We start from the raw sequence: 25,994 nt of genomic DNA, 5'->3' as shown, positions 1-25,994 counted from the left end.
GGACGCCGCTCTCGCAGCGGGGCCCGGGACCATCCCCGCGTGCGCGGGGAGCACACCGCGTAATGCGCCGAGTTCAGGCCTGACCCGGACCATCCCCGCGTGCGCGGGGAGCACTTATAGTCGCGTTTCGCCGGCCGAGTGGGAGCCGGTCGCCGTTGGACAAGGGGGACGGGCCGAGGCCGGAGAGCAGATCGGTGGAGCGGCTGCCGAGAACGGGGGAGACCTCGATGCCGCCGGAGAAGGCGACATAACTGCGCAGTCCGTGGGTGGCCGTTCCCACGTCGAGAACCGCGCCCGCGGGCACATGGACGGGGGCGCCCCAGGCGGCCGGGCGGCCGTCGATCCGTACCGGCGCGGGGGCTCCCGTCACCGCGACGGTGGCCGCCGCGTGCAGCCGTACGGCGGTGCCGGTGAGCGTCGTCTCCAGAGTGGCGGCCGACTCCAGGTTGCCGACGAGCCGGTTGGCGAGCCGGTGCGCCGGTTCGTCGAGCGCGCCGGAGCGCGGTACGCCGAGGTGGGCGAGGCCGTGTCGTCCGAGGTCCTGAACGGTGGTCAGCGCCCCCGCCCGGACGACCTCGATCACCGGTCGACGGGCACGAGGCGTATCCGCGTGCCTGGGGTTCTCGGTCATTGGGCCAGGGGTACGAAACGTACCCGCGTGCCCGGGGTGAACAGGGCGGCGGGCTCGCGGGCCGGATCCCACAGCACCAGGTCGGTGCGGCCGATGAGCCGCCAGCCGCCCGGCGACGAGCGCGGGTAGACGCCCGTGTACGGTCCGGCCAGTGCGACCGACCCCGCGGGCACCGCCGAGCGCGGCGTGGCCAGACGTGGCATGTCGTAGCGTCCGGGCAGCCCGGTCAGGTAACCGAACCCGGGGGCGAACCCGCAGAAGGCCACCCGGAACTCCACGGAGGAGTGGATCTGGACCACCTCGGCCGCCGACATCCGCCAATGTGCGGCGACGTCCGCGAGGTCGGCTCCGTCGTATCGGGTGGGCACCTCGACCAGGGCTCCGTCGCCGGGGGCCTGGTCGGGGACGTGCCAGCCGGTGATCTCTCGTGCGAGCGCGCCCGGGTCGTCGAGGCCGTCGAGGAGGACGGTGCGGGCGGCCGGGACGACCTCACGGACGGGAGGCATCGCGCCGGTGGCACGCCGCCGGATCACCTCGGCATGCAGGGCCTGCACCTCGCGGTCGGAGCCGACCTCCACCAGCAGGGCGCGCGGGCCCATCCTCATCACCCTCACGCGAACGGCTCCACCGTGATGCCGGCCTCGGACAGCGCCGTACGGATCCGGCGAGCCAGGCGGGCCGCGGACGGCGTGTCACCGTGGACGCAGAGCGACCGGGCGTCGACCGGTACGAGCTCACCGGTGATCGCGACCACCAGACGCTCACGCGCCATCCGTACCGAACGTGCGACGACCTCCTCCTCGTCGTGGCGGACGGCCCCAGGCTCCCGGCGCGACACCAGAGTGCCGGCGGCCGTGTAGGCGCGGTCGGCGAACGCCTCCTTGACCGTCGGCGACCCGGCGGCCTCGGCGGCGCGGTGCAGCGCGGAACCGGTCAGGCCCAGGACCGGCAGCGACACGTCGGCCCGGCGGATGCCCTCGATGACGGCCGCGGCCTGTTCCTCGTCGGTGACCACGCGGTTGTACAGGGCTCCGTGCGGCTTGACGTAGGTCACCCGGGAGCCGGCCGCGCGGGCGAACACCTCGAGTGCGCCGATCTGGTACGTCACCTCGTCGGCGAGTTCGTCGGGCGCCATGTCGATCGCCCGGCGCCCGAATCCGGCCAGGTCGCGGTAGGAGACCTGCGCGCCGATGCGTACCCCGCGTTCGGCCGCGAGGGAGCAGACCCTCCTCATGATCGAAGGATCGCCGGCGTGGAAGCCGCAGGCGACGTTGGCGCTCGTCACGACGTCGAGCAGGGCCTCGTCGTCGGTCAGGGTCCACCGGCCGAAGCCCTCCCCGAGATCGGCGTTGAGGTCGATGACGGCCGGCCCGGCGTCGGTCGGGTGGTGGCGGTCCGATCGCTCGTTCATGTGCTCGTTCCCAGTGTTGTGAAGAGACCGGAAGTCTCGCGAGGTACGGGCAGGACGCCACATCTGGTACCGGATGGAACGCCGCGTCCGATTTTTTACACGACTGGCACATTGCCCCCTTGTGAGGTTGTTGAACAATACTTTAACCTCTCGGGGAACCTCCCACCACCCATATCGGACAGGCACACCAGTGCCAAAAGGGGCGTCCGTATGATCGTTCTCCTTGGCGTGGCCGTAGTCATCCTCGGCTTCGCCCTGAAACAGAACCCGCTGCTGGTCGTGGCGGTCGCCGGGATCGTCACGGGTCTGCTCGGCGGGCTGTCGCCGCTGGAGGTGATCGCGGCGTTCGGTGACGGCTTCGCCTCCAGCCGGTCGGTGACCATCTTCGTGATCACGCTCCCGGTGATCGGCCTCCTGGAGCGCTACGGACTCCAGCAGCAGGCCCGCAACCTCATCGGCAAGCTCACCGGCCTCACCACGGGGCGCTTCCTCACGCTGTACCTCTTCATCCGGCAGGTCACCGCCGCGCTCGGGTTGACCAACATCGGCGGCCCCGCGCAGTCGGTCCGCCCCTTGGTCGCGCCGATGGCCGAGGGCGCGGCCGAACGCCGCTACGGGACGCTGCCCGAACGGGCCCGCGAGAAGGTCAGGTCGTACTCCGCCAGCGCCGACACGGTCGGCGTGTTCTTCGGTGAGGACATCTTCATCGCGATCGGCTCGATTCTGCTCATCACCGGCTTCGTGAACACGACCTACGGCACTCACCTGGAGCCGCTGAGCCTCGCCCTCTGGGCCATTCCCACCGCCATCTGCGCCTTCGTCATCCACGGGTACCGGATGGTCTCCCTGGACCGCTGGCTGGCGCGTGAGCTGGACGCGGCGATCGCCAAGAGGGAGACGGCCCAGTGATCAAGTCCGAATGGTTCTACTGGCTGATCGGCGCGATCTTCCTGATCATGGCCGTGCAGATGCTGCGGGACCGCACCAATCCCAAGCGGTACGGCACGGCCGCCTTCTGGGGCCTGCTGGGCGTCGGCTTCATCTACGGGACCTGGGTCGTCCAGGACAAGGCCCCGCCCGAGCCGCTCGGCGTCGCGGTGCTCGTGATGGCGGTCCTCGGTGGCTTCAAGCTGACCGGCAAGGGCGTACGGAACACGACGACGCCCGCGGAACGGGACGCATCGGCCCGGCGGCTGGGCAACCGGCTCTTCATCCCGGCCCTGACCATCCCCGTGGTGGCGGTGCTGTGCGCGACCGTCCTCAAGGGGCAGTCCCTCGGCGGCGAGCCGATCCTCGAAGAGGGAAGCGAGACCATTCTCGGGCTCGGCTTCGGCGCCATCGTGGCCCTCGTCATCGGCATGATCATTCTTCGCGAACGCCGCGTCGTCACCCCGATCAACGAGGGACGTTCGCTGCTGGAGGCGATGGGCTGGGCCATGCTGCTGCCGCAGATGCTGGCCACCCTGGGCAGCCTGTTCTCCACGGCCGGCGTCGGCGAGCAGGTCGGCCGGATCACCGAGAGCGTGTTGCCGAGCGGTCAGACGTACGTCGCGGTCGCGGTCTACTGCATCGGGATGGCGGTGTTCACGTTCGTCATGGGCAACGCCTTCGCCGCGTTCCCCGTCATGACGGCGGCGATCGGCTGGCCGGTGCTGATCCAGGGTGCGGGCGGCGACCCGCACGTGGTGCTCGCCGTCGGCATGCTCGCCGGCTTCTGCGGAACCCTCACCACCCCCATGGCGGCCAACTTCAACATCGTCCCGGCCACCCTGCTGGAGCTCAAGGACCAGTACGGGCCGATCAAGGCCCAGATCCCGACGGCGATCCCGCTGCTCGCCTGCAACATCGTGATCATGGCGGTCTTCGCCTTCTGAGCACCACCCCGAAACGCTCGTATGAGAGGAGACCCATGACCAACGTGCTGCTCACCGGGTTCGAGCCGTTCGACGGCTCCGGTGTCAATCCGTCGTGGGAGGCGGTGCGACTGGCCGCGGCCACGCCGCCGGAAGGGGTGTCGCTGACGACGGCGATGCTGCCGGTCGTCTTCCACGACGCCATCGCACGGCTGCGCGAGGCCGTCGAGGAGTCCGGCGCCGAGGTCGTCGTCTGTGTCGGGCAGGCGGGCGGCAGGCCGGGCGTCACGGTCGAACGCGTCGCCATCAACCTCGACGACGCTCGCATCCCCGACCACAAGGGCGCCCAGCCCGTCGACGAGCCCGTCGTCGTCGGCGGACCGGCGGCGTACTTCTCCACCCTCCCGGTGAAGGCGTGCGTGGCCGCCGTCCGCGACGCCGGCCTGCCGGCGTCCGTCTCGCACACGGCGGGCACGTTCCTCTGCAACCACGTCTTCTACGGCCTGATGCATCTCATCGCGTCCGGGCGGCCGGGGGTGCGCGGCGGCTTCGTGCACGTGCCGTACCTGCCCGAACAGGTCCCGGGTGGCGACCAGCCGTCGATGTCCGTCAAGTCGATCGCCGAGGCGCTGACGGCGATCGTGTCCGCGGCGGTCACCACGACCGCAGATCTGAAGGAGACCGGTGGCTCCCTCCACTGATCCACTGCCGACCGTTGCCGACCTCGCCCCCCGCATCGCCGCCCTCGCTCTGGAGAACGTGACGCGGGAGTTCCCGAACGCTCCGCAGCACCTCGTCAGGGGTCCGGACGACACCGTGCTGCCGCGCGTCCTCCATCCGGCCTTCTACGGCTCCTACGACTGGCACTCCGCGGTGCACATGCACTGGCTGCTGGTACGGCTGCTGCGGCGGAACCCGGCGGAGATCGACGCGGCCGCCGTTCGGGAGGTGCTGGACCGGCATCTGACGCCCGAGCACCTGACGACCGAGGCCGGCTACCTGCGGGCCAACCCGACGTTCGAACGGCCCTACGGCTGGGCCTGGCTGCTCGCGCTGGCGGCCGAATGCGCATCGGCCGGCGGTGACGGGGCACGATGGGCGGACGCGCTGCGCCCGGCGGTGACGGCCGTCGCCGAGCTCGTCGAGGGGTGGCTGGCCAAGGCCACCTATCCCGTGCGCCATGGCGTTCATTCCAACAGCGCGTTCGCGCTGGGGTTGATCCTGGACTCGGCCGAGTCGGCAGGGTGCGCGGAGCTCGTGGGTGTCGTCACGGGGACCGCCCGGCGCTGGTTCGGCACAGACCGCGACTATCCGGCGGCCTGGGAGCCGTCCGGGCACGACTTCGTCTCGCCGGCCCTCACCGAGGCGGATCTGATGCGGCGGGTACTGACCGGCGAGGAGTTCGCGGCGTGGTTGTCGGCGTTCCTGCCGGGGCTGGCACACGGTGAGCCGCGGGCTCTGCTGGAGCCGCCGATCGTGTCCGATCGTCACGATCCCCACATCGGGCACCTGATCGGGCTCGCGCTCAGCCGGGCGGCGGCGCTGTGGGCCATCGCCGCCGCGCTCCCGTCCGACGACGGGCGCCGTCCACGGCTCACCGCCGCGGCCTCAGCGCAACTGAGGGCCGCTCTGCCCCAGGTGGTCGCCGGCGACTTCACCAGCGACCACTGGCTCGCCACGTTCGCCGTACTCGCCTTGGACGCCGCCGACTCGGCATGATCACAGAGCCTTGGGGTGGGTTGAGGGCAGACAGGGTGTACGCAGGTGCCCCTGGCACCGCACCGCCGGCGTCAGGAACGCGTTGACGCGGCGGCCGTCCACCAGCACCGTGCACGCCCCGCAGGCGCCCTGATCGCAGCCCTTCTTGGTGCCCGGCAGGGCGAGCCGCTCGCGCAGCAGATCCAGCAACGACGTGCGGTTGTCGATCGTCACCTGGTGGTGCCGCCCGTTCGCCGTCACCGACAGCGCGCTGCTGTGACCGCCGGTCGACGCGCAGGCCCGCTCGGGGCCGGTCGCGGACGGCAGGACACCGGCCACCACGCCGCCGGCGGCGGTCGCCGACAGGAAATCCCGCCGGGACGCCCCAGACGGCGCTCGCCCGTCGGGGTGGTCTTCGTCGGCGAGTTCGTCGGACATGGCCTCTCCTTCGGGGTCCTGCCGGTCGGCGGCGGGTCAAGGTTGGAGGAGGACCTTGATGGCGCGGCGTTCGTCCATGGCCCGGTATCCCTCGGCCGCCTCCTCCAGGGGCAGGGTCAGGTCGAAGACCTTGCCGGGGTCGATCGTGCGGTCGCAGATCAGGCCGATGAGCTGCGGCAGGTACTGGCGTACCGGCGCGGGGCCACCGTGCACGTGCACGACGGCGTTGAACAGTTCGTCGCCGGGCAACGCGACGTCGTGGGCGACCCCGACGAAGCCGACGTGCCCTCCGGGGCGGGTGGCATGGATGGCCTGCATCATCGACTCCTGGGTGCCGACCGCCTCGACGACGCTGTGCGCGCCGAGCCCGTTCGTCAGCTCCTTGATCTTGGCCACGCCTTCGTCGCCGCGCTCGGTGACGATGTCGGTGGCGCCGAACTGGCGGGCCAGCTCCTGCCGGGGCGCGTGGCGGCTCATCGCGATGATCCGCTCGGCGCCGAGCTGCTTGGCGGCCATGACCCCGCACAGGCCGACCGCGCCGTCACCGACGACGGCCACGGTCTTGCCCGGCCCCGCCGCGGCGGCGACGGCGGCGAACCAGCCGGTGCCGAGCACGTCGGAGGCGGCCAGCAGGCTCGGGACCAGGTCCGCGTCCGGCATGCCGGGGGTGGCGACGAGCGTGCCGTCGGCCAGCGGCACCCGCGCCAGCTGGGCCTGGGTGCCGATCGTGCCCATCAGCACGCGCTGGACGCACGCGCACTGGTAGCCCGCCCGGCAGATCTCGCAGGTGTTGTCGGAGGCCCAGAACGAGCCGACCACGAACTGGCCCGGCCTGATCGTGGTGACCTGGTCGCCGACCTCCTCGACGATGCCGACGTACTCGTGCCCCATGGGGGCCGGCCCGTCGAGCTTCTCCACACCCCGGTAGGGCCACAGGTCGGAGCCGCAGATGCAGGCGGCCGTCACGCGGATGATCGCGTCGGTGGGCTCGATGATCGCCGGATCCGGGCGGTCCTCGACGCGGACGTCGCCCGGGGCGTACAGAACTGCTCCACGCATGGTGAACCTCCTTCAGATGTCAGCGGCGGGTGCCGGAGGCGGCGCGGGCCGTCAGCCGCCTCGCCGAACAGCACGTCATCGGTCAGGCGCACCAGCAGCGGAGCGGCCTGCGCACCGGGCCGCTTGTCGTTCGCCATCGGCATCTCCTCCTTCCGTCACCCTGCTTTCCGAGAACGGGGCAAGCGGTCCCCCTCCGAGAGGAAGTTGGCCATATCCGGGCGTTGCCTTGCCCCGCGGGGGCCGGCCACCGCCGATACCCGTCCGCCGGCGACGCATGCCGTCACTGCGTCCGGCGACGTCCAGCAAACCCGCTCCGGCGAACGAGCGGGAGGTCGCGTTTATCGGGGGGACAACCTCCACCCCCCTTCCCTCCCGGTGGCTTCATACAGTGAAAAGGTGCACGACAACCGAGACGAGATCCGCGATTTCCTCGCCAGCCGGCGCGCCAGGATCAGCCCCGAACAGGCCGGGCTGGCCCCGGGCGGGCGTCGTCGGGTGCCCGGCCTGCGCCGCGAGGAGGTCGCCGTCCTGGCCGGCGTGAGCACCGACTGGTACACCCGTCTCGAGAAGGGGCACATCACCGGCGTCTCCGAGGACGTCCTGAACGCCGTCGCCGGAGCCCTCCAGCTCGACGAAGCCGAACGCGCCCACCTGTTCGACCTGGCCCGCGCCGCCGGCAGCGGCCCCCGCACCCGCCGCCTCGTCCGGAAGGTCCGTCCCGGACTGCAACGCATGCTGGACGCCATGACGGACGCCCCGGCCATCATCCGCAACGGCCGCATGGACATCCTGGCCGCCAACCACCTGGGCCGCGCCATGTACTGGCCGGTCCTCCAGAGCCGGCACCCGGCACCCGGACCGAACCCGCAGCCGGGCGCGGCCCCTGGCCGACCGCCCAACATCGCGCGCTTCCAGTTCCTCGACCCGGCCGGGCCCGACTTCTTCCCCGAGTGGGACGTCGCCGCCGACATCACCGTCGCCCTGCTGCGCACCGAAGCCGGCCGCGACCCCTACAACAAGGACCTCACCCAGCTGATCGGCGAACTGTCCACCCGCAGCGCGGACTTCCGCACCCGCTGGGCGCAGCACAACGTCCGCCTGCACAGCACCGGCACCAAGTCCTTCCACCACCCCGCCATCGGCGCCCTCGTGCTCGACTACGAGTCCATGGACCTGAACGCCGATCCCGGCCTGAACCTGACCGTCTACACCGCCGCCCCCGACACCCCGGCCCACGACGCCCTGCGCCTGCTCGCCAGCTGGGCCGCCACCCTCGACCGCACGCAGGACGATCAACCCCACCAGGTCCCGGAGGAACGGCCTCGTTGACCGCGGGGACCACACCGCCGGCCGCCAGGTGCAGACTGGCCTCATGCCGCCGGCCGAGCTCAGCGAGATGGAGTACCTCCGTCACATCGAACTGCTCGCCCGCGAGGTGGTACACGCCGCGGACGAAGAAGGATGGCTGACGCACGGGCGTGACCCGGCACCTGCCACGGCCCTTCGACGGATGGGCGGACTGGAACACCTGGGCCGACGATCAGCAACCCGTCTCCGTCGTCCTGGCGGACACGGCCGGAACCGAGGGCATGCTGAACAACTGGGCCCACGGCGTCGAGGCATATCCAGCCGCGCCACTGCCGGCGCAGATCGTCCTGACTCGGCAGGGCTGGCTCAGGCCCATGACGCTCTCTCCCTTCAGCGCCAGAAAGCTCGGCATCACCCGGCCTCCCCTACTGGGCATCCGACGCGTGGCCGACGTAGTCTCGCGTCATGGAGCGCCGATCCCCGCTGATCACGCACGTCTCATGGGGCCGGATGGTGGTCGAGGGCCTTGGTGAGGGCAAGGACTTCAAGCTCTACCCCGGAGGCGGGCGTCCCTGGGACTGGGACGAGAGCGGCACCAGGCACCAGCCCGGCATCCAGCCCGCGGACGTGCGGGAACTGCTCGACCACGGCAGCCAAGTGATCATCTTGTCCCGTGGTATGCGGCTGGTCCTGGAGACCTGCCCCGAAACGCTGGATCTGCTGAGGGAAGAGGGCGTCGAGGTCTACGTGGAGGAGACGACCGCCGCCGTCCGGCGCTACAACGCGCTCGCCGCGACGACCCCGGTCGGAGGCCTGTTCCACTCCACCTGTTGACCGGGCCCGTCTCAGGCGCCCTTCGTGGCCTTGCGCACCTCGTAGGTGTCGAAGACCAGCAGGTCGGAGACGATCTTGCCGTTCCGCACCACGATGTTGTCGACGGCTCTGATGACGCCGAACGGCCCGGTCTCCATGTCGTACATGATCATTGCCCGCTCGTCGTCGCCGACCACCGACACGTTGCTCACGCCGGTGACGGCCTGCGCGAACTCGCCGACGGCCGTCACCACGGCATCGGCTCCGGCGAGCCGCACCTGCGGGCTCTCGAAGACGATGTCGTCGGCGACGTAGCCGGCGAGCGCGGCCGTGTCCCGCCGGGCGAAGGCGTCGATGAAGGCGACGGCGATGTCAGAGGGCCTGGAAGTCATAGGCATGTCCTTTCTGGTTGAACCTGGTGACCGGCGGCCGGGCGCAAATTCATCGGTCCGACGAGAGCTGGTTTGTGTGTCGTTGTGCACGCTCGGGCTGATGTGTGTGTTTGTACGCAGAGCGCCAGGTCGCGGGTCCCTAGATTGAGGGTCGTCCGAAGGCGATCAACCCCGATCGCCCCGGGCGGTGAAACCCGAAACACCCTCTCCTCACATCCAGGGATTGATCCACATGTTGAAGCTCCGCAACGTTCTCGCCGGCACGGTTCTGGCCGGCGCTGTGCTGGCCGGTGTGGCCGCCGCCCCCGCCCAGGCCGCCACCGCGAGCACCGCCACCGTGAGCACCGCCGCCACCGCGAGTGCGGCGTCGCAGGCGTCGTTCACCAAGCACTGGTTCGAGGGTTACTCCGGTTACGGGCGGGCTGAGTCGCGTGGTGAGCGTTCGTACTACAAGGGCTACTACTACTTCGCGAACGGCCGGTACTACTTCGACATCGACGTGTGGGACCGTGACCGCGACCGTGAGAGCACCTACGTGGACTTCTACTACCACGACGATCGCGGCTGGCACCAGGCTCGCCGGTTCGTGACGGGCGGGCACGGCAAGTTCCGCTTCAGCTACAGCGCCCGCGGCGGGTTCGACGGCTACAAGTTCCGCATCGGCGAGGGCCGCTCGGGTCACTTCGACTGGAGCCGTTACTCCAACCGCTCCTGGTGACGGCGCGGCTGGGCGGACGCCGGCCGGCGTCACGCGGACGGTGACTCAGCCGGTCATCCGTTCATGCCCCGGTGTACGGGGCGGGCCGGTCCGGCGCGTACGCGCCCAGAAGACGGCGGTGATCGCGGCGAGCAGGACGCAGGGGAGGAGCATCACGATGGACCCGGCCCCCGCCGAGCGGTCGGCGTCCGCGAGGGGATCGGCGTGCGTGACGAGCATCAGGAGGTACACGAGCGTGTTGTTGGCCGCGTGGATGACCGTCGACGTCTCCAGACCGCCCGTCCGCCACGTGATCAGGCCGAAGGTGACGCCGAGGGTGAGGTAGTAGACGTTCAGCCACGGGTCCGTGGACATGTGGATGGCCGCGAACAGGATGCTCGACACGGCCAGGCCGAGGACCAGCGCCGTCCGGGGCCCGCGGCCCCAGCTCGCGGCCACCCGGAAGGCCAGGCCACGGTAGCCGTACTCCTCGCCCGCCGACTGCAGGGGCGTCAGCAGCAGCGTGATGACGAACACGGCGACCAGGTCGGAGAAACGCCACGATCCTTCCGTGTACGGCGACAGAAGGAAGAAGACGGTCATGTAGACCGCCCAGATCGGCACGACCGTCAGCACCGCACGACCGAGCACGTCGGGCCGGAACGCCGACGACACGGAATGCAGCGACGCCCCCTTCACCCCGTACAGCCAGCGCTGGACGACCATGCTCCAGGGGATCAGCAGGGCGATCGAGACGAGGTTCGCGGCATGGTAGATCGGCGTGAACTCCGTACCGCCCGCGATCGGATTGACCCGGCCCAGCGCCTGGTCGACGGCGGAGCCGAGGACGCTGACGACACCGCCGATGCCGAACAGCCCGACGAGCAGCAGCACGAGCGCCAGGATGCCGCGTCCGACACGGCGTTTCTCACCGGCCAGCACGCGGTGGTAGGGAACGCCCGGCGGGATCGGCCGCGGACCGCGGTGGGGCGTGTCGCGGGAGACGATCGGCGCGGGCGGAAGAGGTCCCGGGTCGAACGCCGGGGAGTCGGAGTGCATGTCTCCACGATCGTCCGGGATCCGGCGCGACAGCAGTGCCCTCGTTCACGAGTTCGTCCGCCGATCCGTCCGGCCTGACCATGACATTTGTCATATCCAGCCGTGCTCGGCGGCGATGCGCGCGGCCTCGTGCCGGTTCGCGGCGCCGAGCTTCGCGATGGCGGCGGTGAGGTGGTTCCGCACGGTGCCGCGGGAGAGCGAGATACGTTGCGCGATCTCGTCGAGGGGCGCGCCGTCGCGCGCGAGGGCGAGAACGTCGGTCTCGCGCGGAGTGAGCGGAGAGTCGCCCGCGCTGATCGCCTCGGCCGCGAGCTCGGGGTCGACGTACCGGCCGCCGTCTGCGACCTTCCGTACGACGTGGGCGAGGGTGCGGGAGGAGACGGTCTTCGGCACGAAGCCGCGCACCCCCGCGGCGAGCGCCGATTTCAGATAGCCGGGACGGCCGTGCGACGTCACGATGACGCTGCGGCAGGCCGGCAGCTCGGTGGCGAGCCGCCGGGCCACCTCGATGCCGTCGGGCGCGGGCATCTGCAGGTCGAGCAGGGCCACGTCGGGACGGAACCGCAGGGCCGTCGCGATCGCCTCATCGCCGGACGCCGCCTGCCCGACGACCTCGAAGTCGTCCTGGAGGTCGAGCAGCCCGGCGATGGCGTCACGGATGAGATGCTCGTCGTCGGCGACGAGGATGCGGATCATGCGCGTTCTCCGTGGGGGAGCGTGGCCTCCAGCACGAACCGGTCTCCGTCGCGGCGGGTCGCGAGGCGTCCTCCGAGTGCTCGCATTCTCTCGGACATCGCACGCAGTCCCGTGCCGCCGCCGGGACGCCCGACGGGGTCGGCCCCGTCGTTGGCGATCGTGAGGAGCACCCGCCCGTCCTCGTTCGTCGTCGTGAGCGTGACCTGCGTGGCCGCCGAGTGGCGCAGCACGTTCGTGACGCCCTCGCGGACGACCCACGCGAGCGCCTCGGCGGACTCCTCGGGCACGGGGTCACCGGTCACGGTGCAGCGGATGCCGGCGGAGTCGAGCAGCGAACGCGCGCCGGACAGCTCGCCCTCCCACGTCGCGCGGAGCTCGCCGCGCACGACGCGACGGACCTCGCCGCCCGCCTCCTGGGCGAGCCGCCGCACGGCGGTGATCTCGTCGGCCGCCCGTTCGCCGTTGCCGCGGCGGACGAGCTCGAAGGCGAGTTCGCTCTTGACCGCGATCGTCGCCAGGGTGCGGCCGAACACGTCGTGGAGGTCGCGGGAGATGCGCAGGCGTTCGTTCGCGAGCGTGAGGGCGGCGCGATCCTCGTGCGCTCGCTGCAACTCGCGCAGGACCCGCAGCGTCCACGCGCTCGACCAGCAGGCCCACAGGAAGACGCTGATCACGGCCGCCCCGACGACGAGCAGGAGGGTGTCCGCGACGGCCACGAGCGGGACGGCCACGATCAGGATCGCCGCGTTGAGGTGAAACGTCCGCCGCGCGTCGAGGGCGGGCACGAAGCACGCGGCGACCGAGCCGATCGCCGTCGCGGCCGTCACGCTCATCGCGGGGATCGGCATCATGAGGGCCGTGACGACGAGCCCGACGAGGGCGACGCCCCAGGCGATCACCCCGCCGGCCGCGAGCCGCCGGGCGCGGCCGCCGAGGACGTCGAAGCTCCACCGGCTGACCAGGATGTTGCCGATGACCAGGGCGAGCGCGAGCACCACGGCCACGCAGAAGACGACGAGGTGCGTCCTGATGAGCCGGTCGGCGCTCATCGCTCCGGCGAGGAGGGTGACGATCGGCGTCGAGACGGTGCCGTAGGTGGACCAGCGCACGAAGGTCTCGAACCGACGTGCGACGACCGCCGACCCATCCCCCATGAACGTCAGTCTGCCATCGATGACCTGGGCATCCAGCCGGGGACGGTTCAGCCGGCCCCGCCCTCGGGGATCGCTGGGCCGCGTGAGAAGCGCCAGATCAGGTACGCCTGCAGCAGGCCCGCGGCGGTGAGCACCACGATGAGCAGTACGGGGTCCGCCGGCTGGGACGGGACCGCATCCCATCCCCACCAGACGAGCGGTCCCAGGGGGAAGGTGACGATCATCAGAGCGACGCCGGACAGGAGGATCGGGTCCGGCACGGTCAGCAGGATCACTGACGACACGGCCCCGAGAAGCACCACCAGCCCGGCGTACACGCCGGCGAGAGCCGCCGCGCCTCGGCCGTTCCTGTAACGCCTCATGCGGTCACTTCCTTGGTGGTGATGGCAGATCCTTCGGGCTCTTTGGGTCTTGTGTAAGGGTCGTTGTCAATTTACGCTGCGCCGCAAGTCAGGAAACCTTCCTAACCGATGACGATGGCCGTGCGTCCCCCGAAGAATCGGAGCCGTTCGTGAGGCGAAACGCAGGTGCGAGGATCTTCGCGGTCGTGGCCGCGCTGGTGGTGCCGCTGGTGGTGCCGCTGGTGATGCCGTCCGGCGCGAGCGCGGCCGGAGCGCGTACGGCGGCGGCCGACCCGCTGGTGTCACAGGGCAGGACCGTGACGGCCTCCTCGGTCGAGGCCGCCGGCCTGGAGCCGGGCAAGGCGGTGGACGGCAGCACGTCCACGCGGTGGGCCAGCGCCGAGGGGGTGGACCCGCAGTGGATCCGGGTGGACCTCGGCTCCCCGCACACCGTCTCGCGGGTGCGGCTGACCTGGGAGGCCGCCTACGCCAGGGCGTACCGGGTGCAGATCTCGCCCGACGGGTCCACCTGGAGCGACGTGCACTCCACCGCCGCGGGCGACGGGGCGACCGACGACCTCACGGTCAGCGGCACCGGCCGGTACGTGCGGGTGTACGGCACGCAGCGCGGCACCCCGTACGGCTACTCGTTGTGGGAGATGGAGGTCTACGGGGCTCCGGTGAGCGGCGGGGGCACTCCGGTCCAGGCCAACGGGCAGTTACGGGTGTGCGGCATCAAGCTCTGCAACGAGCACGGCAAGCAGATCCAGTTGCGCGGCATGAGCAGCCACGGCATCCAGTGGTACGGCCAGTGCCTCAACAACGCCTCGCTCGACGCGCTGGCGAACGACTGGAAGGCCGACGTCCTGCGCATCTCGATGTACATCCAGGAGGGCGGCTACGAGACCGATCCCCGGTTGTTCACCGACCGCGTGCACTCCCTGATCGAGATGGCCACCGCCCGCGGGATGTACGCGATCGTGGACTGGCACATGCTCACCCACGGTGACCCGATGTACAACCTCGGCCGGGCCAGGACGTTCTTCACCGAGATCGCCCAGCGGCACAACGGCAAGAGGAACGTCCTGTACGAGATCGCCAACGAGCCGAACGGCGACGCCGTCACCTGGTCAGTCATCCGCGACTACGCCCACCAGCTCATCCCGGTGATCCGGCAGCACGACCCCGACGCCCCGATCCTGGTCGGCACCCGCGCGTGGTCGTCACTCGGCGTCTCCGGCGGCGGCGACGAGACCGAGATCGTCGACAACCCGGTCGACGCGGCCAACATCATGTACACGTTCCACTTCTACGCGGCCTCGCACGGCTCCGCGTACCTGAACACGTTGTCCCGGGCCGCCGACCGGCTGCCGATCTTCGTGACCGAGTTCGGCACCCAGAGCGCGTCCGGTGACGGGGCCAACGATTTCGCCAGGTCGCAGCAGTACCTCGACCTGCTGGCGCAGAAGAAGATCAGCTGGGTGAACTGGAACTTCTCCGACGACTTCCGCACGGGCGCCGTCTTCACCCCCGGGACCTGCCCGAACGGCTCGTTCACGGGGACGGACAGGCTCAAGGAGGCCGGCGTCTGGGTCCGCGACCGGATCCGCACCGCCGACGACTTCTGACGGCGGGTGTGGTGCCCGAGGGACCTCGCCCGACGGTCGTGTCGCGGCGGGAGGTACGCTCCACGGTGGACTAATCGGGAGGGTCCGTACCGAAAAGGTGCGAAAGGATGCGGCGGGGGCTGCGTTGCATCGAGGTTCTGGCGGCGACGGGAGGCGGTAGTTGGTGCGCCGGATAACGCTCTTCGACGCAGTGATCATGGCAGGGGGCCTGCTGCTCGTGCTGCTCGGTGTCTGGCAGGCGGGCCCCGCGCTGGCGGCGGCACGCGGCGCCGGCACGCAGGGCACGTTCACCGCCGTACGCGCGGACTGCTTCGAGCACCACCCCGGCAAGCACCTGTGCACCTGGCTGGGCGACTTCCGCTCCGACGACGGCAAGGTGGTCCGCAAGGGGCTCACCCTCTACGACTCCGAGCAGGACTCGCTCACGGCCGGGCGCACGGTGTACGCCTTCGACACCGGGCGGCCGGATCATGTCTACGGCGCGGGCGGCTCCCGGGAGTGGGTCACCGTCGTCATCCTCTTCGTGCTGGGCGCGGTGCTGATGGCACGGCCGCTGCTGTTCCGGCGCCGCTCCCGCGAGACCGCTCGGCAGCCGGTCGCGAGCGGCGACGCCCGCGGACCGGGCCATGCCCGGTCCGCGTGAGGGCGTTACTTCCGCTCCTGCGGGTGGGTGGCCAGGGCCTCGACGGACACGTCCATCCATTTCCACATCGGCAGCGAGGTCAGCGCGTCGTGCAACGCGGCGGGGTCGTCGGCCTCGTAGAGACCGATGGTGGCGTTGCGGCCGGGGACCCGCCACAGCCGTTTGAGGATGCCCGCTTCGCGGAGCTGCATGGCGCGCTCGCGTTCGGCCGCGCGCAGGCGCTCACGGGTGTCGTCCGGCGTGTCGGGCGGCATGAGGTTCTCCGTGCGTACCAGGAACTCCATCGGGCTTCCCCTCTCAAGACGCGTTGATCGCGAGCAGCAGCTCGGCGAGTTCCTTGGGCGCGGTGACCATGGCCTCGTGGCCGGTCGCGAGGTGGTGCACCGGCCAGCCGAGCGCCGCCGCCCGCTCGGCATGAGGCTGGAACACCCGCATCCAGTCGGTGCACTCGACGAACGCGGCGGGCACCTGGTCGCGGCCGCCGCCGAGCCGCAGCGGCTCGGTGTACGTGAGCCACGGGTGCGGCGTCAGGCGCGGCCGCAGCCACTCCAGGTCCGCCTCCTCCGTCACGCCGAGCACGGACAACGAGCGCACGGGGATGAGCCAGCCGAAACCGGGGCCGGCGACCGATTCCCGGTAGTGCCCGGCCACCGTCTCCGGGAGCAGGTCGATCGCGGCGTCCCCGTCACCGCCCACGAAAGCGTCCAGGTGGACGCGCCTGGCCAGCCGTTCCGGGACGCGGTCGGCGACGCCGGTCACCACCTGCCCGGCGTAGCTGTGCCCCACCAGCACGACATCGCGCAGGTCGTGCGCCTCGATCAGCGCCACCACGTCCTGGACATGGGTGGACAGCCCGACCGACGGGTTGAGGAGGTGGGCGCGGTCGCTGACGCCGGTCAGGGTCGGCGCGTGGACCTCGTGGCCGGCTCGGAGCAGCGACGGGATCACCCGCCGCCATGCCCAGCCGCCGTGCCAGGCGCCGTGTACCAGGACGAACGTGCTCATGCCTCTCCCAGGTCCTCGAACAGTGCGAGCGCCGCGGCCGTGTTGGACGCGGGCACGTGGTAGGTGTCGTGGACGCGCGCGATCCTGTCGCTCATCGCGCCGCGCATGACGAGCCACATGATCAGCTCGATGCCCTCGGTGCCGGCCTCGCGGATGTAGTCGTCACGCGAGAGCGCGGCCAGCTTCTCCGGCTCGGACTCGATCGCCTGGAGGAACATGCGGTCGAACTCGGGGTTGATGAGCCCGGCCCGCGCGCCGGCGAGCTGGTGCGACATGCCGCCCGTACCGAAGACCGCGACCTTCAGCTCCCGCGGGTACGACCGGATCGCCCGTCCGATCGCCTTGCCCAGCGCGTAGCAGCGGGCGGCCGTCGGCTGCGGGTACTGGATGACGTTGACCAGGACCGGCACCACCGCGCACGGCCAGGCGTCGCCGGGGTCGGGGCAGTACACCGAAAGCGGCACGGTCAGGCCGTGGTCGACGTCGAGCCGGTGGAAGGTGGCGAGGTCGAACCCCTCGTCCACGAGTTCGCCCACGAGGTGGGCGCTCAGCTCGGGCGCCCCTGCCACCGGCGGCACCGGCCGGGGGCCCCAACCCTCGTCGGCCACGTCGTAGGACTCGGCGGTGCCGATCCCGAACGTGGGCACCAGGTCCAGGTCGACCGCGTTCGCGTGGTCGTTGTACACGATCACCGCGACGTCGGGCGGGTGCGCGGCCATCCAGGCGCGCGCCGGGGAGTACCCGTCGAACAGCGGCTTCCAATAGGGATCGTCGGTCTTGTGGTGGTCCATGGCGGCGCCGATGGACGGCACGTGAGAGGTCGCCAGACCCCAGATGATCTCAGCCAAATCTCCGTCCTCCCGACCGCATGGCCGCGGTGAACTCCTCGGACGACATCCCGGTGAACACGCCGCCGAGATCCTGCATCGACCGGCCGTCCAGCACCGCCAGCTTGAACGTGTAGAAGATGGATCCGCCCAGGTCGAGCATCGCGGTCCAGTCGCGCTCCAGGATCGCCTTCTTCTGCTCCGGCGACAGGCCGTGGGCGTCGCAGTACGCGGCCTCGTCCGCGCTGAACCGGCGCCGGTTCTCCGGGTCCTTCAACGATCCGCAGAGCCGGTTGATCGCGTAGCCTCGCCTGCTCGCCTCCAGGTCGAGCAGGTAGTCGTCCCGGGCCTTGGTCATGGTGATCCCCTCACTGGAAAGACGGTCCCGCTCGTTCAGGGTCGATGGAGCTCAGCAGGCGCCGCCGCCAGAGCTCGGTCTGCCTCAGCTCGCCGAACGTGAAGATGTGCAGGCCGCGGAGGTTGCCGCCGGTCTTCGACGCCGCGGCGCCCAGCCGCCGGGCCAGCTTCGTCGGGTCGTGACCTCCCGGAAGCAGGAAGCGCCACAGCAGGCTCCGCTGCTTGCGCAGGAACCGCGCCGACGGGCCCAGCCCGATGTTCGCCGAGATGCGCATCAGCTTCTGCCGGTTGACCGGGCCCGGCATTCCGACGTGGATCGGCAGGTCGACGCCCGCGCGGGCGAGGCCGGCGGCCCAGTTCGCCGTCGTGCCGGCGTCGAAGCAGATCTGGGTGATGACGTGGGTCGCCATCGGCGCCTTCTGCTTCAGCGACAGATCGAGGGCCTCCCGCGAGATGGCCGGGTGTCCCTCGGGATAGCCGGCGACGCCGATCTCCTCGAACGGGTGGTGGGCCTCCTCCATGGCGCGCAGCAGCGCGTACGCGTCCGCGAACGCCCCGGCCGGCCTCGGCGCGTCACCGCCGATCACGAACACCGACCGCACTCGTGCCTCGCGCAGCCGCGCCACGACGTCGGCGACGTGCTCCTTGTCGATGAACTGGCGCGCGGGCAGGTGCGGGGCGACGGCGTAGCCGTGCCGCGTCAGGCGTTCGGTGAGCTCCAGCGTCGTGTCGATGCCCCTCGCCTCGGTGACGGTGACGGTCAGCGGGACGGTGGCCGGCACGTGCTCCAGCACCTCCCGCTCGGCGTTCCTGACCGGCACCACCTCGTAGCCGATCCTGTGCAGCAGATCGGCGAGCCGGCGAGCCGGCGGATCCGCGGCCTGCGAGCTTTCGCATCTCACAGTGCCTCAGTAGAGCAAAGGGGCCCGGGAGTTTCGTCGGGCATTGAGGCAGGGCCGAATGCGACAAATGACCGAGACGACCGCGGCTCCCGTCACGACAGAACGGTCAAGATCCCTGGGCCGAATGACGTAGGCCGGACCGGACTTCGGGACCTGCCCCTGGAACGGCCGCGGCTCCTACCGTCCTAAAAGGGACACCGAGGGAGAGGCCGGATGGGTTCGTTACTGGTGATCAGTGCCCACGCGGGAGACTTCGTGTGGCGGGCGGCGGGGGCGATCGCGCTGGCGACCTCACGCGGCGACCGGGCCAAGGTGCTCTGCCTGACGTTCGGCGAGCGGGGCGAGTCGGCGAAGGCCTGGCGCGAGGGCGGGACGCTGGAGGAGATCAAGCAGCTCAGGCGTACGGAGGCGGCCGCCGCGGCCGGAGTGCTGGGAGCGGAGATCGAGTTCCTCGACGCGGGGGACTATCCGCTGCTGGAGAGCCCGGCGCTGGTGGACCGGATCGTGCGCGTCTATCGCGAGGTCGACCCCTCCGTGGTGCTGACCCACCCGCTGGCGGACCCGTACAACCAGGACCATCCCGCGGCGGCCCGGATGGCGCTGCTGGCGCGGGTGCTGGCGCAGGCGGCCGGTTACGACGCGCCCGGCGAGCCGCTCGGGGCGCCCCCGGTCTTCTTCTTCGAGCCGCACCAGCCCGAGCAGTGCGACTTCAAACCGGACGTGCTGCTGGACATCACCCCCGTGTTCGGCGCCAAGCGCAAGGCGATGGAGTGCCTGCCGGCCCAGCAGCACATGTGGGACTACTACACCGACCTGGCCAGGCGTCGCGGCGTGCAGCTCAAGCGGAACGCCGGCCCGAACCTCGGCCTGCCGCACACCACCATGGGAGAGGCCTACATGCGGTTGTACCCGCAGGTCACGGACACCCTGTCATGAGGAACGTCATCGTCACCGACCCGCCGCGCGCCGACCTCGACCACGTCACCAAGCTGGCCGAATACGGCGTCGCCACCGTTCACGAGGCCCTCGGGCGCACCGGGTACCTCGGTCCGGGGCTGCGGCCCGTCCACCTGGGGGCACGCGTCGGCGGCACCGCCGTCACGGTCCTGTGCTGGCCCGGCGACAATCTGATGATCCACGCCGCGGTCGAGCAATGCCGGCCCGGCGACGTCCTCGTCGTCACCACCACCTCCCCGTGCGGTGACGGGTTGTTCGGCGAGTTGTTCGCCACCGCCCTTCAGGTGCGCGGGGTGCGCGGGCTCGTCACCTCGACCGGCGTGCGCGACGTCGCCGAGCTGGGGGCCATGGGCTTCCCCGTGTGGTCGGCCGCCGTCAGCGCGCAGGGCACGGTCAAGGCGACGGCCGGCTCGGTCAACGTGCCGATCGTCGTCGGCGGGCAACTGATCCGGGCCGGTGACGCGATCCTGGCCGACGACGACGGCGTCATGGTGGTGCCCCGCCCGGAGGTCGCCTCCGCCCTCGAGGCCGCGCAGGCCCGCGTCGACAAGGAGTCGGCGTCGCGGGAGGCGTTCCGCGACGGCGAGCTCGGGCTCGACCGTTACGGCCTGCGCGCCAAACTCGCCGAACTCGGCGTGGAGTACGTGAGCGCCCCCGACCAAGCCAAGTAATCGCCATACGAGAACGGGCGGAACATGAGCGCGAAGAACCTCCAAGAACTCCTCGACCAGGCGGGCGACACGGTGGAGCTGCTGCGGAACTCCCAGCTCGGGGCCTACATCTATCCGGTCGTCCCGTACGAGTTCAGCAACTTCCGCCGGGAGGTGATCGCCTGGCGCGAGACCGCGGTGCTGTACGACCAGTCGCACCACATGGTGAACCTGTTCGTCTCGGGCCCGGACGCCCTGCGGCTGATCTCCGACACCGGCGTCAACAGCGTCGCCAATTTCCCGGTGGACTCCGCCAAGCAGTTCGTCCCCGTCTCCCCCGAGGGCGGCGTCATCGGCGACGGGATCCTCTTCCGGGAGGCGGCCGAGCAGTTCGTCTTCGTCGGACGCGCCCCGGTCGCCAACTGGCTCACGTTCCGGGCCGGCCAGGGGTACGACGTCGAGCTCCGGCTGGACCCGCGCTCACCGTCGCGGCCCTACGGCAAGGCGGTGACCCGCGACCTGTGGCGGTTCCAGATCCAGGGGCCGCGTGCGTGGGAGATCATCGAGAAGGTCAACGGCGGCCCCGTGGAGCAGCTGCGGTTCTTCCGCATGGCCCACATGAACGTCGCCGGCGAGCGGGTCCGCACCCTGCGCCACGGCATGGCCGGCGCGCCGGGCCTGGAGCTGTGGGGGCCGTACGAGACCTACGACAAGGTACGGGACGCCATCCTGGAGGCGGGCCGCGAGTTCGGGCTCGAACCGTGCGGAGCGCGGGCCTACGCCTGCAACACCCTCGAATCCGGCTGGATCCCGTCGCCGCTGCCCGCCGTCTACACCGGCGAGGAGCTGCGGCCGTACCGTGAATGGCTCGGCGCCGACAGCTACGAGGCGACCAACGCCCTGGCCGGCAGCTTCGTCTCCGACAGGATCGAGGACTATTACGTCAACCCGTGGGACCTGGGCTACGGCTCGTTCGTCAAGTTCGACCACGACTTCATCGGGCGCGACGCGCTGGCGGCCGTCGTCACGGAGACGCAGCGGCGCAAGGTCACCCTGGCCTGGAACGCCGAGGACGTGGCCCGGCTGCTGGCCGCCCCCGTCGACCTGGACGGCCCCGGCTACCAGTTCTTCGACCTGCCCAACGCCAACTACGGGTCGTCCAACTACGACTCGGTGACCGACGCCGACGGCGACCTCGTCGGCCTGTCGATGTTCACCGGCTACAGCGCGAACGAGCGCAGAGCCCTGTCCCTCGCCACCGTCGATCCGGACGTCCCGCTCGGCGCCGAGGTCCGCGTCATCTGGGGCGAGCCGGACGGCGGCACCCGCAAGCCGACCGTGCAGCCGCACGAGCAGCTCGCCGTGCGCGCCATCGTGAGCCCCGCGCCCTATTCGGTGATGGCCAGGGAGAGCTACCGGCCGGGCTGGCGCACCGCCGCCACCGTCTGAGACCCGTCTGAGACCTTCCCCGCCGTGCCCTCGGCAGGGGCACGGCGGGGAAGGGGGATCACGCGGGAGCGGTCACCACGTGCGACTCGGTGAACTCCAGCAACCCTTCCGGTCCCATCTCCCGGCCCACACCGCTCTGCCGGAAGCCGCCGAACGGAGCCCGGTCGTCGCACGCGGACGCGTTGGCCTGGTTGATCCACGTCGTCCCGGTGCGCAACCGCGTGGCGACGGCGTCGGCACGGTCGAGGTCGGGCGACCAGACCGAGGAGCACAACCCCGACCATTCGGTGTTCAGCCGCTCCACGAGGGCGTCGAGGTCGTCGTAGGGCAGGATCGGCAGGGCCGGGCCGAACTGCTCCTCGGTGACCACCCGCAGGTCCTCGGCCGGATCGAGGACCAGCGCCGGGCGCAGGTAGTGGCCGCCGCCGGCCACGGCGTCCTCGTCCACGCCGCCGTACTCGCGCACCTGCGCGCCCTTCGCCCGCGCCTCCTCCAGCATCTGCTGGACGACATCGCGTTGCCGTGCCGTGTTCAGCGGGCCCATCGTGGTCTCGGGGTCGAGGCCGTCGCCCACGCGGTGGCCGTCCAGTGCGGTGCCCATGGCCTCGACCAGCTCCGCGTAGCGGGAGCGGGGCACGTAGACACGTTTGACCGCCATGCACACCTGGCCGGTGGTCATGAAGGCGGCCCCGGCGAGGGCCCCGACCGTGTCCTCGTCCAGCCGGACGTCGTCGAGCAGCAGCGCCGGGTCGTTGCCGCCGAGCTCCAGCGTGATCCTGGCCAGCGACCGGGCGGCCAGCGCCATGACGGCGCGGCCCCCGGCGGTGCTGCCGGTGAACACGACGTGCTGCACACGGGGATCGGTCAGGAGCGGCTGGACGGCGTCGTTGGCGCCGGTGATGACGTTCAGCACCCCTGGCGGCAGCGCCTCCGCCATCACGCGTAAGGTCTCCACCAGCGCGAGCGGCGCGGTGGGCGGCGGCTTCACCACGGTCGTGTTGCCGGCGATCAGCGCGTACGGCAGGCTCGCCCCGAGGATGGCCAGCGGCCAGTTGAACGGCACGATGATGGTGACCACGCCGGCGGGCACCCGGTGGATCCGCGTGGCGAAGGGCGGCGCCGCGAGCGTCGTCAGCGGTGGGAAGCCCGCCGCCAGCGCGGCGGCCGCGCGGGAGCGTCCCTCGAAGACCGCCAGGTCGATCTGTGACTCCTGCAGACACTTGCCGTTCTCCCTGGTGAGGATCTCGGCTCGGGCGGCGGCCGATTTGGCGAGCGGCTCGAAGGCCGCGAGCACCAGGTCGGCGCGCTCGGCCGCGGATCTGGCGGCCCAGCCGGTGAAGGCGCGCTGCGCGGCTTCGACGGCGCGTTCGCAGTCGGCGGGAGTGGCCGCCGCCGTCCGGCCCACGACGGTGTCCGGGCGGCTGGGATCGTGAATCGGGATGCTCTCCGCCGTGGTGACGGTCTCGCCGTCGATGACGAGGCCCGTCACCAGGTCGCCGGCGGACATGGGGTCAGCGGTCATCGAGATCGCGGCGCGGAGGGTCTCCAGGCCGCTCCCTCCCTTCTGTCGCGATGGGGGAGTCGACGCCGGCGGACTCGGGCAGGCGTGTTGCCTGGACGCTATAGCGCTCTCCGGGGCGCGTCCTCGCGCTAATGACGACCTGGACGTGTCGATTCCGCACGGTCGACCGCGACAAATGACGTACGGAGGTCAGCTCGGCGGGACGAGCCCTTCGCGGATGGCCAGCAGCGCGGCCTGGGTCCGGGAGGACAACTGGAGCTTGGCGAGCACGTTGCTGACATGCGTACGGGCCGTGCGCTCGCTGATGGTCAGCCGGCCGGCGATGTCGCGGTTGGACTTCCCCTCGGCGATCAGGACGAGGATCTCCCGCTCGCGGGCCGTCAGCGAGGTGAGGCCGGCGGGCGGCGCCGTCATCCGCCGGGTGAGCCGGCGGGCGATGGTCGGGTTGAGGTGCATCCCTCCGGTCACTGCCGCGCGAACGGCCATGGCCACCTCGTCGGGGTCGGCGTCCTTGAGGAGATAGCCCGACGCGTCGGCGGCGAGCGCGCTGTGCACCCGCTCGACCTCTCCGAAGCTGGTCAGCACCACGACCTTGACGTCCGGATGCGTCCTGGTGATCACTTCGGTGGCCGCGATCCCGCCCATGCCGGGCATCTGCAGATCCATCAGAACGACGTGGGGCAGCGGTTGGCCGAGGGTGCGCCACTCGTTCAGCAGGGCGATGGCCTGCTCTCCGCTGGCAGCCTCCCCGATCATATGAAATGTCGGAATTGTGGCGATGTAGGCCAGGAGACCGCGCCGGACGATCGCGTGGTCGTCGACCACCATGACGCGGATGACCTCTGGCCTGGACGTGCCGTCGTTCATGCGTTCTCCGCCGCCCTATCTCGTCACCGGCAGCGTGACCGTGACGGTCCAGCCGCCGCTCTGCCGAGGACCGGCGGCCAGCCGCCCGCCCCACCGTTCGGCACGTTCGCGCATCGACACGAGCCCGAGCCTGTCGCGTGGTGGCGTCGCCGCCGGGCCGGGAGCCGCGCCGGGAGCCGCGCCGAGCCCGCATCCGTCGTCGGAGATGTCGACGACCAGGCCGCCCTCCCCGGCCCTGGCGAAGCGGATGTCCACCGAGGTCGCCCGGGCATGCTTCACCACGTTGTGCAGCGCTTCCTGGACGATGCGGTAGACGTCCTCCTGGAGATCGATGCCGGCGTCCGGCTCGAGGCCGGACGGGACCCGCACGCGCACGGCCATGCCGGTGCGCGTCTCGACACTCGCCGCGTGCGTGCGGACGGCGTCGATCAGCGACTGCGCGCCGAGGTCCAAGGGGCGCAGTTCGAACACGAGCCTGCGCAGATCGGCCAGCGCGCTCTCGGAGAGCTGCGCGATCTCCTCCGCGGCGTTGCAGACGGTGGCGGGGCCGGCGCTGGCGTGGTCGAGCTCGGCACGCAGCGCCTTGGCCTGCATGCGCATGGAGAACAGCTGCTGGACCGCGGAGTCGTGCAGCTCGCGGGCGAGTCGCCGGCGTTCCTGCTCCTGGGCCTGGGAGCGGGTCTGGGACAGCAGGAAGGCGGTGTCGATGGCGACGGCGGCGTGATCGGCCATGGCCTCCAGGAAGGCCAGCGAACCGGAGCAGGGGTCCTCGCCGGGCACGTAGTAGGTGTTGATCACACCGACGATGCGGTCCCGCACGATCAGCGGCAGCGACACGAAGTCGTCCCAGTCCGGGCGATCCATGATCTCGTGCAGCGGCGCCCAGCGCGGATCCGCCATGATGACGGCCTTGCGGTGCCGGACCACCACCGGCTTCCTGGTCCTGATCGCCTCCATGAAGAGCACGCGCGCGCCGCGCCGGCGGCAGGCCCCCAGGCGTTGGATGAAGTCGGGGGCCTCCCCGAAGCCCGCCATCCCCAGCACCCGCAGGTCGTCGGCGGGATCGTCCACGGCCAGGATCTGGACGGCCGCGATGTTGACCGTCAGCACGATCTCGTGGGCCACCGCGTCGAGGGTCGCGCGCAGGGAGCAGGAGCCGGCCACCCGCGATGCCGCCCGGGTGATGGCGGCCAGCCGCTGCTGCTGGCGGCGGGCCTCGGTCACGTCGCTGAACCACACCGCGTATCCCTCGTCGCCCACGGGCGAGATGCGGTATTCGAGGTCGCACCGGCGTCCGTCCGGAGCCGTCCACGCGTCGGTATGGCGCGCGGACGGCCCGTTCCGCTCCGGGGTGGTGACGAAGGGGGCGCTCCGCCCGATCAGCTCCGCGGCGGGCAGGCCGAGCACCTGCGTGGCCGCCTCGTTGACCATGACGAAGCGGCCTTCCACGTCCAGCAGGGCCAGGCCGTCACCCGACACCTCCACGAGCGCCCGCATCGTGTGGTGGCCGGCATGGACAGGCGGGTCTAAGGCGTGAGGCACACCCTCATCATCGCCCCGGCCCCCCTGTGAGCCAACTCCTCTGGATCACCGGCCGGGCATTGACACGTCCGAGGTCAGTCTGGAGAGTGCAGCAC

General features: G+C 70.9%; 30 protein-coding genes. 12 read left to right on the top strand and 18 right to left on the bottom strand.

What is annotated here, in order from left to right:
• Nucleotides 1-73 precede the first annotated feature (73 nt).
• From C1J01_RS00630 to C1J01_RS00620, 3 genes are read right to left on the bottom strand one after another with little or no spacing between them, the layout of a single operon-like run.
• Nucleotides 74-583 carry a 5-oxoprolinase subunit C family protein gene (locus C1J01_RS00630; protein WP_235854148.1) on the bottom strand — a complete coding sequence of 170 codons (510 nt, stop codon included), beginning with the start codon at nt 581-583 and terminating at the stop codon, nt 74-76.
• A gap of 44 nt (nt 584-627) precedes the next feature.
• Nucleotides 628-1,236, bottom strand: a complete 609-nt coding sequence (gene pxpB / locus C1J01_RS00625; protein ID WP_181448501.1) for a 5-oxoprolinase subunit PxpB — start codon at nt 1,234-1,236, stop codon at nt 628-630.
• Nucleotides 1,237-1,241: 5 nt separating this feature from the next.
• On the bottom strand, nt 1,242-2,042 hold the full coding sequence (locus C1J01_RS00620; RefSeq protein WP_111175059.1) for a LamB/YcsF family protein: 801 nt from the start codon (nt 2,040-2,042) through the stop codon (nt 1,242-1,244).
• Nucleotides 2,043-2,252: 210 nt separating this feature from the next.
• On the opposite strand from C1J01_RS00620, the gene C1J01_RS00615 reads away from it, so the two are divergent.
• Genes C1J01_RS00615 through C1J01_RS00600 form a run of 4 tightly spaced genes read left to right on the top strand, consistent with a single transcriptional unit; the run spans nt 2,253 to nt 5,614 of the window.
• Nucleotides 2,253-2,951 carry a DUF969 domain-containing protein gene (locus C1J01_RS00615; protein ID WP_111175058.1) on the top strand — a complete coding sequence of 233 codons (699 nt, stop codon included), beginning with the start codon at nt 2,253-2,255 and terminating at the stop codon, nt 2,949-2,951.
• Complete coding sequence (locus tag C1J01_RS00610) at nt 2,948-3,916, top strand: DUF979 domain-containing protein (RefSeq protein WP_111175057.1); 969 nt, start codon at nt 2,948-2,950, stop codon at nt 3,914-3,916. The genes C1J01_RS00615 and C1J01_RS00610 overlap by 4 nt, the downstream gene beginning before the upstream one ends.
• A gap of 35 nt (nt 3,917-3,951) precedes the next feature.
• Nucleotides 3,952-4,596 carry a pyroglutamyl-peptidase I gene (gene pcp, locus C1J01_RS00605; RefSeq protein ID WP_111175056.1) on the top strand — a complete coding sequence of 215 codons (645 nt, stop codon included), beginning with the start codon at nt 3,952-3,954 and terminating at the stop codon, nt 4,594-4,596.
• On the top strand, nt 4,580-5,614 hold the full coding sequence (locus tag C1J01_RS00600; protein WP_220039651.1) for a DUF2891 domain-containing protein: 1,035 nt from the start codon (nt 4,580-4,582) through the stop codon (nt 5,612-5,614). The genes pcp and C1J01_RS00600 overlap by 17 nt, the downstream gene beginning before the upstream one ends.
• Here the strand turns inward: C1J01_RS00600 and C1J01_RS53410 are convergent, their stop codons facing one another.
• Both C1J01_RS53410 and C1J01_RS00590 read right to left on the bottom strand, forming a co-directional pair.
• Nucleotides 5,615-6,031, bottom strand: a complete 417-nt coding sequence (locus C1J01_RS53410; protein WP_111175055.1) for a 2Fe-2S iron-sulfur cluster-binding protein — start codon at nt 6,029-6,031, stop codon at nt 5,615-5,617. It abuts the gene before it with no gap.
• Between the two features lie 36 nt (nt 6,032-6,067).
• Nucleotides 6,068-7,090: a zinc-dependent alcohol dehydrogenase family protein gene (locus C1J01_RS00590; protein WP_111175054.1), complete on the bottom strand. Its 1,023-nt coding sequence runs from the start codon at nt 7,088-7,090 to the stop codon at nt 6,068-6,070.
• A 396-nt stretch (nt 7,091-7,486) separates the two neighbouring features.
• Here C1J01_RS00590 and C1J01_RS00585 point away from each other — a divergent pair, with 396 nt between their 5' ends.
• A complete protein-coding gene (locus C1J01_RS00585) occupies nt 7,487-8,419 on the top strand; it encodes a helix-turn-helix transcriptional regulator (protein ID WP_111175053.1) in 933 nt (310 codons plus the stop codon).
• Nucleotides 8,420-8,863: 444 nt separating this feature from the next.
• On the top strand, nt 8,864-9,232 hold the full coding sequence (locus C1J01_RS00575; protein WP_111175051.1) for an Mth938-like domain-containing protein: 369 nt from the start codon (nt 8,864-8,866) through the stop codon (nt 9,230-9,232).
• Nucleotides 9,233-9,243: 11 nt separating this feature from the next.
• On the opposite strand, the gene C1J01_RS00570 is transcribed toward C1J01_RS00575, so the two are convergent.
• Nucleotides 9,244-9,603, bottom strand: coding sequence for a nuclear transport factor 2 family protein (locus tag C1J01_RS00570; RefSeq protein WP_181448499.1), 360 nt, complete (start codon nt 9,601-9,603; stop codon nt 9,244-9,246).
• A 232-nt stretch (nt 9,604-9,835) separates the two neighbouring features.
• Between C1J01_RS00570 and C1J01_RS00565 the strand changes: the two genes are divergently transcribed.
• Entirely contained in the window at nt 9,836-10,321 is a 486-nt protein-coding gene (locus C1J01_RS00565) for a hypothetical protein (RefSeq protein WP_111175049.1), read from the top strand.
• A 45-nt stretch (nt 10,322-10,366) separates the two neighbouring features.
• Here C1J01_RS00565 and C1J01_RS00560 read toward each other — a convergent pair whose 3' ends face one another.
• The 4 genes from C1J01_RS00560 to C1J01_RS00545 all read right to left on the bottom strand — a co-directional run bounded on the left by C1J01_RS00560 (nt 10,367) and on the right by C1J01_RS00545 (nt 13,571).
• Nucleotides 10,367-11,359 carry a CPBP family intramembrane glutamic endopeptidase gene (locus C1J01_RS00560; protein WP_111175048.1) on the bottom strand — a complete coding sequence of 331 codons (993 nt, stop codon included), beginning with the start codon at nt 11,357-11,359 and terminating at the stop codon, nt 10,367-10,369.
• A gap of 90 nt (nt 11,360-11,449) precedes the next feature.
• A complete protein-coding gene (locus C1J01_RS00555; RefSeq protein ID WP_111175047.1) occupies nt 11,450-12,055 on the bottom strand; it encodes a response regulator transcription factor in 606 nt (201 codons plus the stop codon).
• Complete coding sequence (locus C1J01_RS00550) at nt 12,052-13,209, bottom strand: sensor histidine kinase (RefSeq protein ID WP_111175046.1); 1,158 nt, start codon at nt 13,207-13,209, stop codon at nt 12,052-12,054. Before C1J01_RS00550 ends, C1J01_RS00555 begins: the two co-directional genes overlap by 4 nt.
• A 47-nt stretch (nt 13,210-13,256) precedes the next feature.
• The gene (locus tag C1J01_RS00545; RefSeq protein ID WP_111175045.1) at nt 13,257-13,571 is read right to left on the bottom strand and encodes an SCO4225 family membrane protein; all 315 of its coding nucleotides are present in this window, start codon (nt 13,569-13,571) and stop codon (nt 13,257-13,259) included.
• A gap of 149 nt (nt 13,572-13,720) precedes the next feature.
• Between C1J01_RS00545 and C1J01_RS53405 the strand changes: the two genes are divergently transcribed.
• A complete protein-coding gene (locus tag C1J01_RS53405; protein WP_328589579.1) occupies nt 13,721-15,178 on the top strand; it encodes a cellulase family glycosylhydrolase in 1,458 nt (485 codons plus the stop codon).
• A 196-nt stretch (nt 15,179-15,374) separates the two neighbouring features.
• On the top strand, nt 15,375-15,821 hold the full coding sequence (locus tag C1J01_RS00535) for a hypothetical protein (protein ID WP_146615423.1): 447 nt from the start codon (nt 15,375-15,377) through the stop codon (nt 15,819-15,821).
• A 5-nt stretch (nt 15,822-15,826) separates the two neighbouring features.
• Here C1J01_RS00535 and C1J01_RS00530 read toward each other — a convergent pair whose 3' ends face one another.
• From C1J01_RS00530 to C1J01_RS00510, 5 genes are read right to left on the bottom strand one after another with little or no spacing between them, the layout of a single operon-like run.
• Nucleotides 15,827-16,105 carry a muconolactone Delta-isomerase family protein gene (locus C1J01_RS00530; RefSeq protein WP_111175043.1) on the bottom strand — a complete coding sequence of 93 codons (279 nt, stop codon included), beginning with the start codon at nt 16,103-16,105 and terminating at the stop codon, nt 15,827-15,829.
• 13 nt (nt 16,106-16,118) lie between these two features.
• Entirely contained in the window at nt 16,119-16,826 is a 708-nt protein-coding gene (locus tag C1J01_RS00525; protein ID WP_111175042.1) for an alpha/beta fold hydrolase, read from the bottom strand.
• Nucleotides 16,823-17,674 carry a class III extradiol dioxygenase subunit beta gene (locus C1J01_RS00520; RefSeq protein ID WP_111175041.1) on the bottom strand — a complete coding sequence of 284 codons (852 nt, stop codon included), beginning with the start codon at nt 17,672-17,674 and terminating at the stop codon, nt 16,823-16,825. The genes C1J01_RS00525 and C1J01_RS00520 overlap by 4 nt, the downstream gene beginning before the upstream one ends.
• Nucleotides 17,667-18,011, bottom strand: a complete 345-nt coding sequence (locus tag C1J01_RS00515; protein WP_111175040.1) for a protocatechuate 3,4-dioxygenase — start codon at nt 18,009-18,011, stop codon at nt 17,667-17,669. The genes C1J01_RS00520 and C1J01_RS00515 overlap by 8 nt, the downstream gene beginning before the upstream one ends.
• A gap of 10 nt (nt 18,012-18,021) precedes the next feature.
• The gene (locus tag C1J01_RS00510; RefSeq protein WP_220039650.1) at nt 18,022-18,912 is read right to left on the bottom strand and encodes a methylenetetrahydrofolate reductase; all 891 of its coding nucleotides are present in this window, start codon (nt 18,910-18,912) and stop codon (nt 18,022-18,024) included.
• A 213-nt stretch (nt 18,913-19,125) separates the two neighbouring features.
• Between C1J01_RS00510 and C1J01_RS00505 the strand changes: the two genes are divergently transcribed.
• The 3 genes from C1J01_RS00505 to ligM are packed head-to-tail and all read left to right on the top strand — an operon-like array spanning nt 19,126 to nt 21,968.
• A complete protein-coding gene (locus tag C1J01_RS00505) occupies nt 19,126-19,848 on the top strand; it encodes a PIG-L deacetylase family protein (RefSeq protein WP_111175039.1) in 723 nt (240 codons plus the stop codon).
• Nucleotides 19,845-20,540: a 4-carboxy-4-hydroxy-2-oxoadipate aldolase/oxaloacetate decarboxylase gene (locus C1J01_RS00500; protein WP_111175038.1), complete on the top strand. Its 696-nt coding sequence runs from the start codon at nt 19,845-19,847 to the stop codon at nt 20,538-20,540. The genes C1J01_RS00505 and C1J01_RS00500 overlap by 4 nt, the downstream gene beginning before the upstream one ends.
• Before the next feature lie 24 nt (nt 20,541-20,564).
• On the top strand, nt 20,565-21,968 hold the full coding sequence (gene ligM, locus C1J01_RS00495; RefSeq protein WP_111175037.1) for a vanillate/3-O-methylgallate O-demethylase: 1,404 nt from the start codon (nt 20,565-20,567) through the stop codon (nt 21,966-21,968).
• 58 nt (nt 21,969-22,026) lie between these two features.
• On the opposite strand, the gene C1J01_RS00490 is transcribed toward ligM, so the two are convergent.
• The 3 genes from C1J01_RS00490 to C1J01_RS00480 all read right to left on the bottom strand — a co-directional run bounded on the left by C1J01_RS00490 (nt 22,027) and on the right by C1J01_RS00480 (nt 25,899).
• Nucleotides 22,027-23,490, bottom strand: a complete 1,464-nt coding sequence (locus C1J01_RS00490; protein WP_235854147.1) for an aldehyde dehydrogenase family protein — start codon at nt 23,488-23,490, stop codon at nt 22,027-22,029.
• Nucleotides 23,491-23,679: 189 nt separating this feature from the next.
• A complete protein-coding gene (locus C1J01_RS00485) occupies nt 23,680-24,357 on the bottom strand; it encodes a response regulator (RefSeq protein WP_111175035.1) in 678 nt (225 codons plus the stop codon).
• Nucleotides 24,358-24,372: 15 nt separating this feature from the next.
• On the bottom strand, nt 24,373-25,899 hold the full coding sequence (locus C1J01_RS00480) for a sensor histidine kinase (RefSeq protein WP_146615422.1): 1,527 nt from the start codon (nt 25,897-25,899) through the stop codon (nt 24,373-24,375).
• Nucleotides 25,900-25,994: the final 95 nt, after the last annotated feature.

This window comes from Nonomuraea aridisoli, assembly GCF_003236395.1.
GTDB classification, from domain to species: domain Bacteria; phylum Actinomycetota; class Actinomycetes; order Streptosporangiales; family Streptosporangiaceae; genus Nonomuraea; species Nonomuraea aridisoli.
The sequence above is the reverse complement of the archived record's forward strand: the minus strand, read 5'-3'. Positions and strand labels throughout refer to the sequence as shown.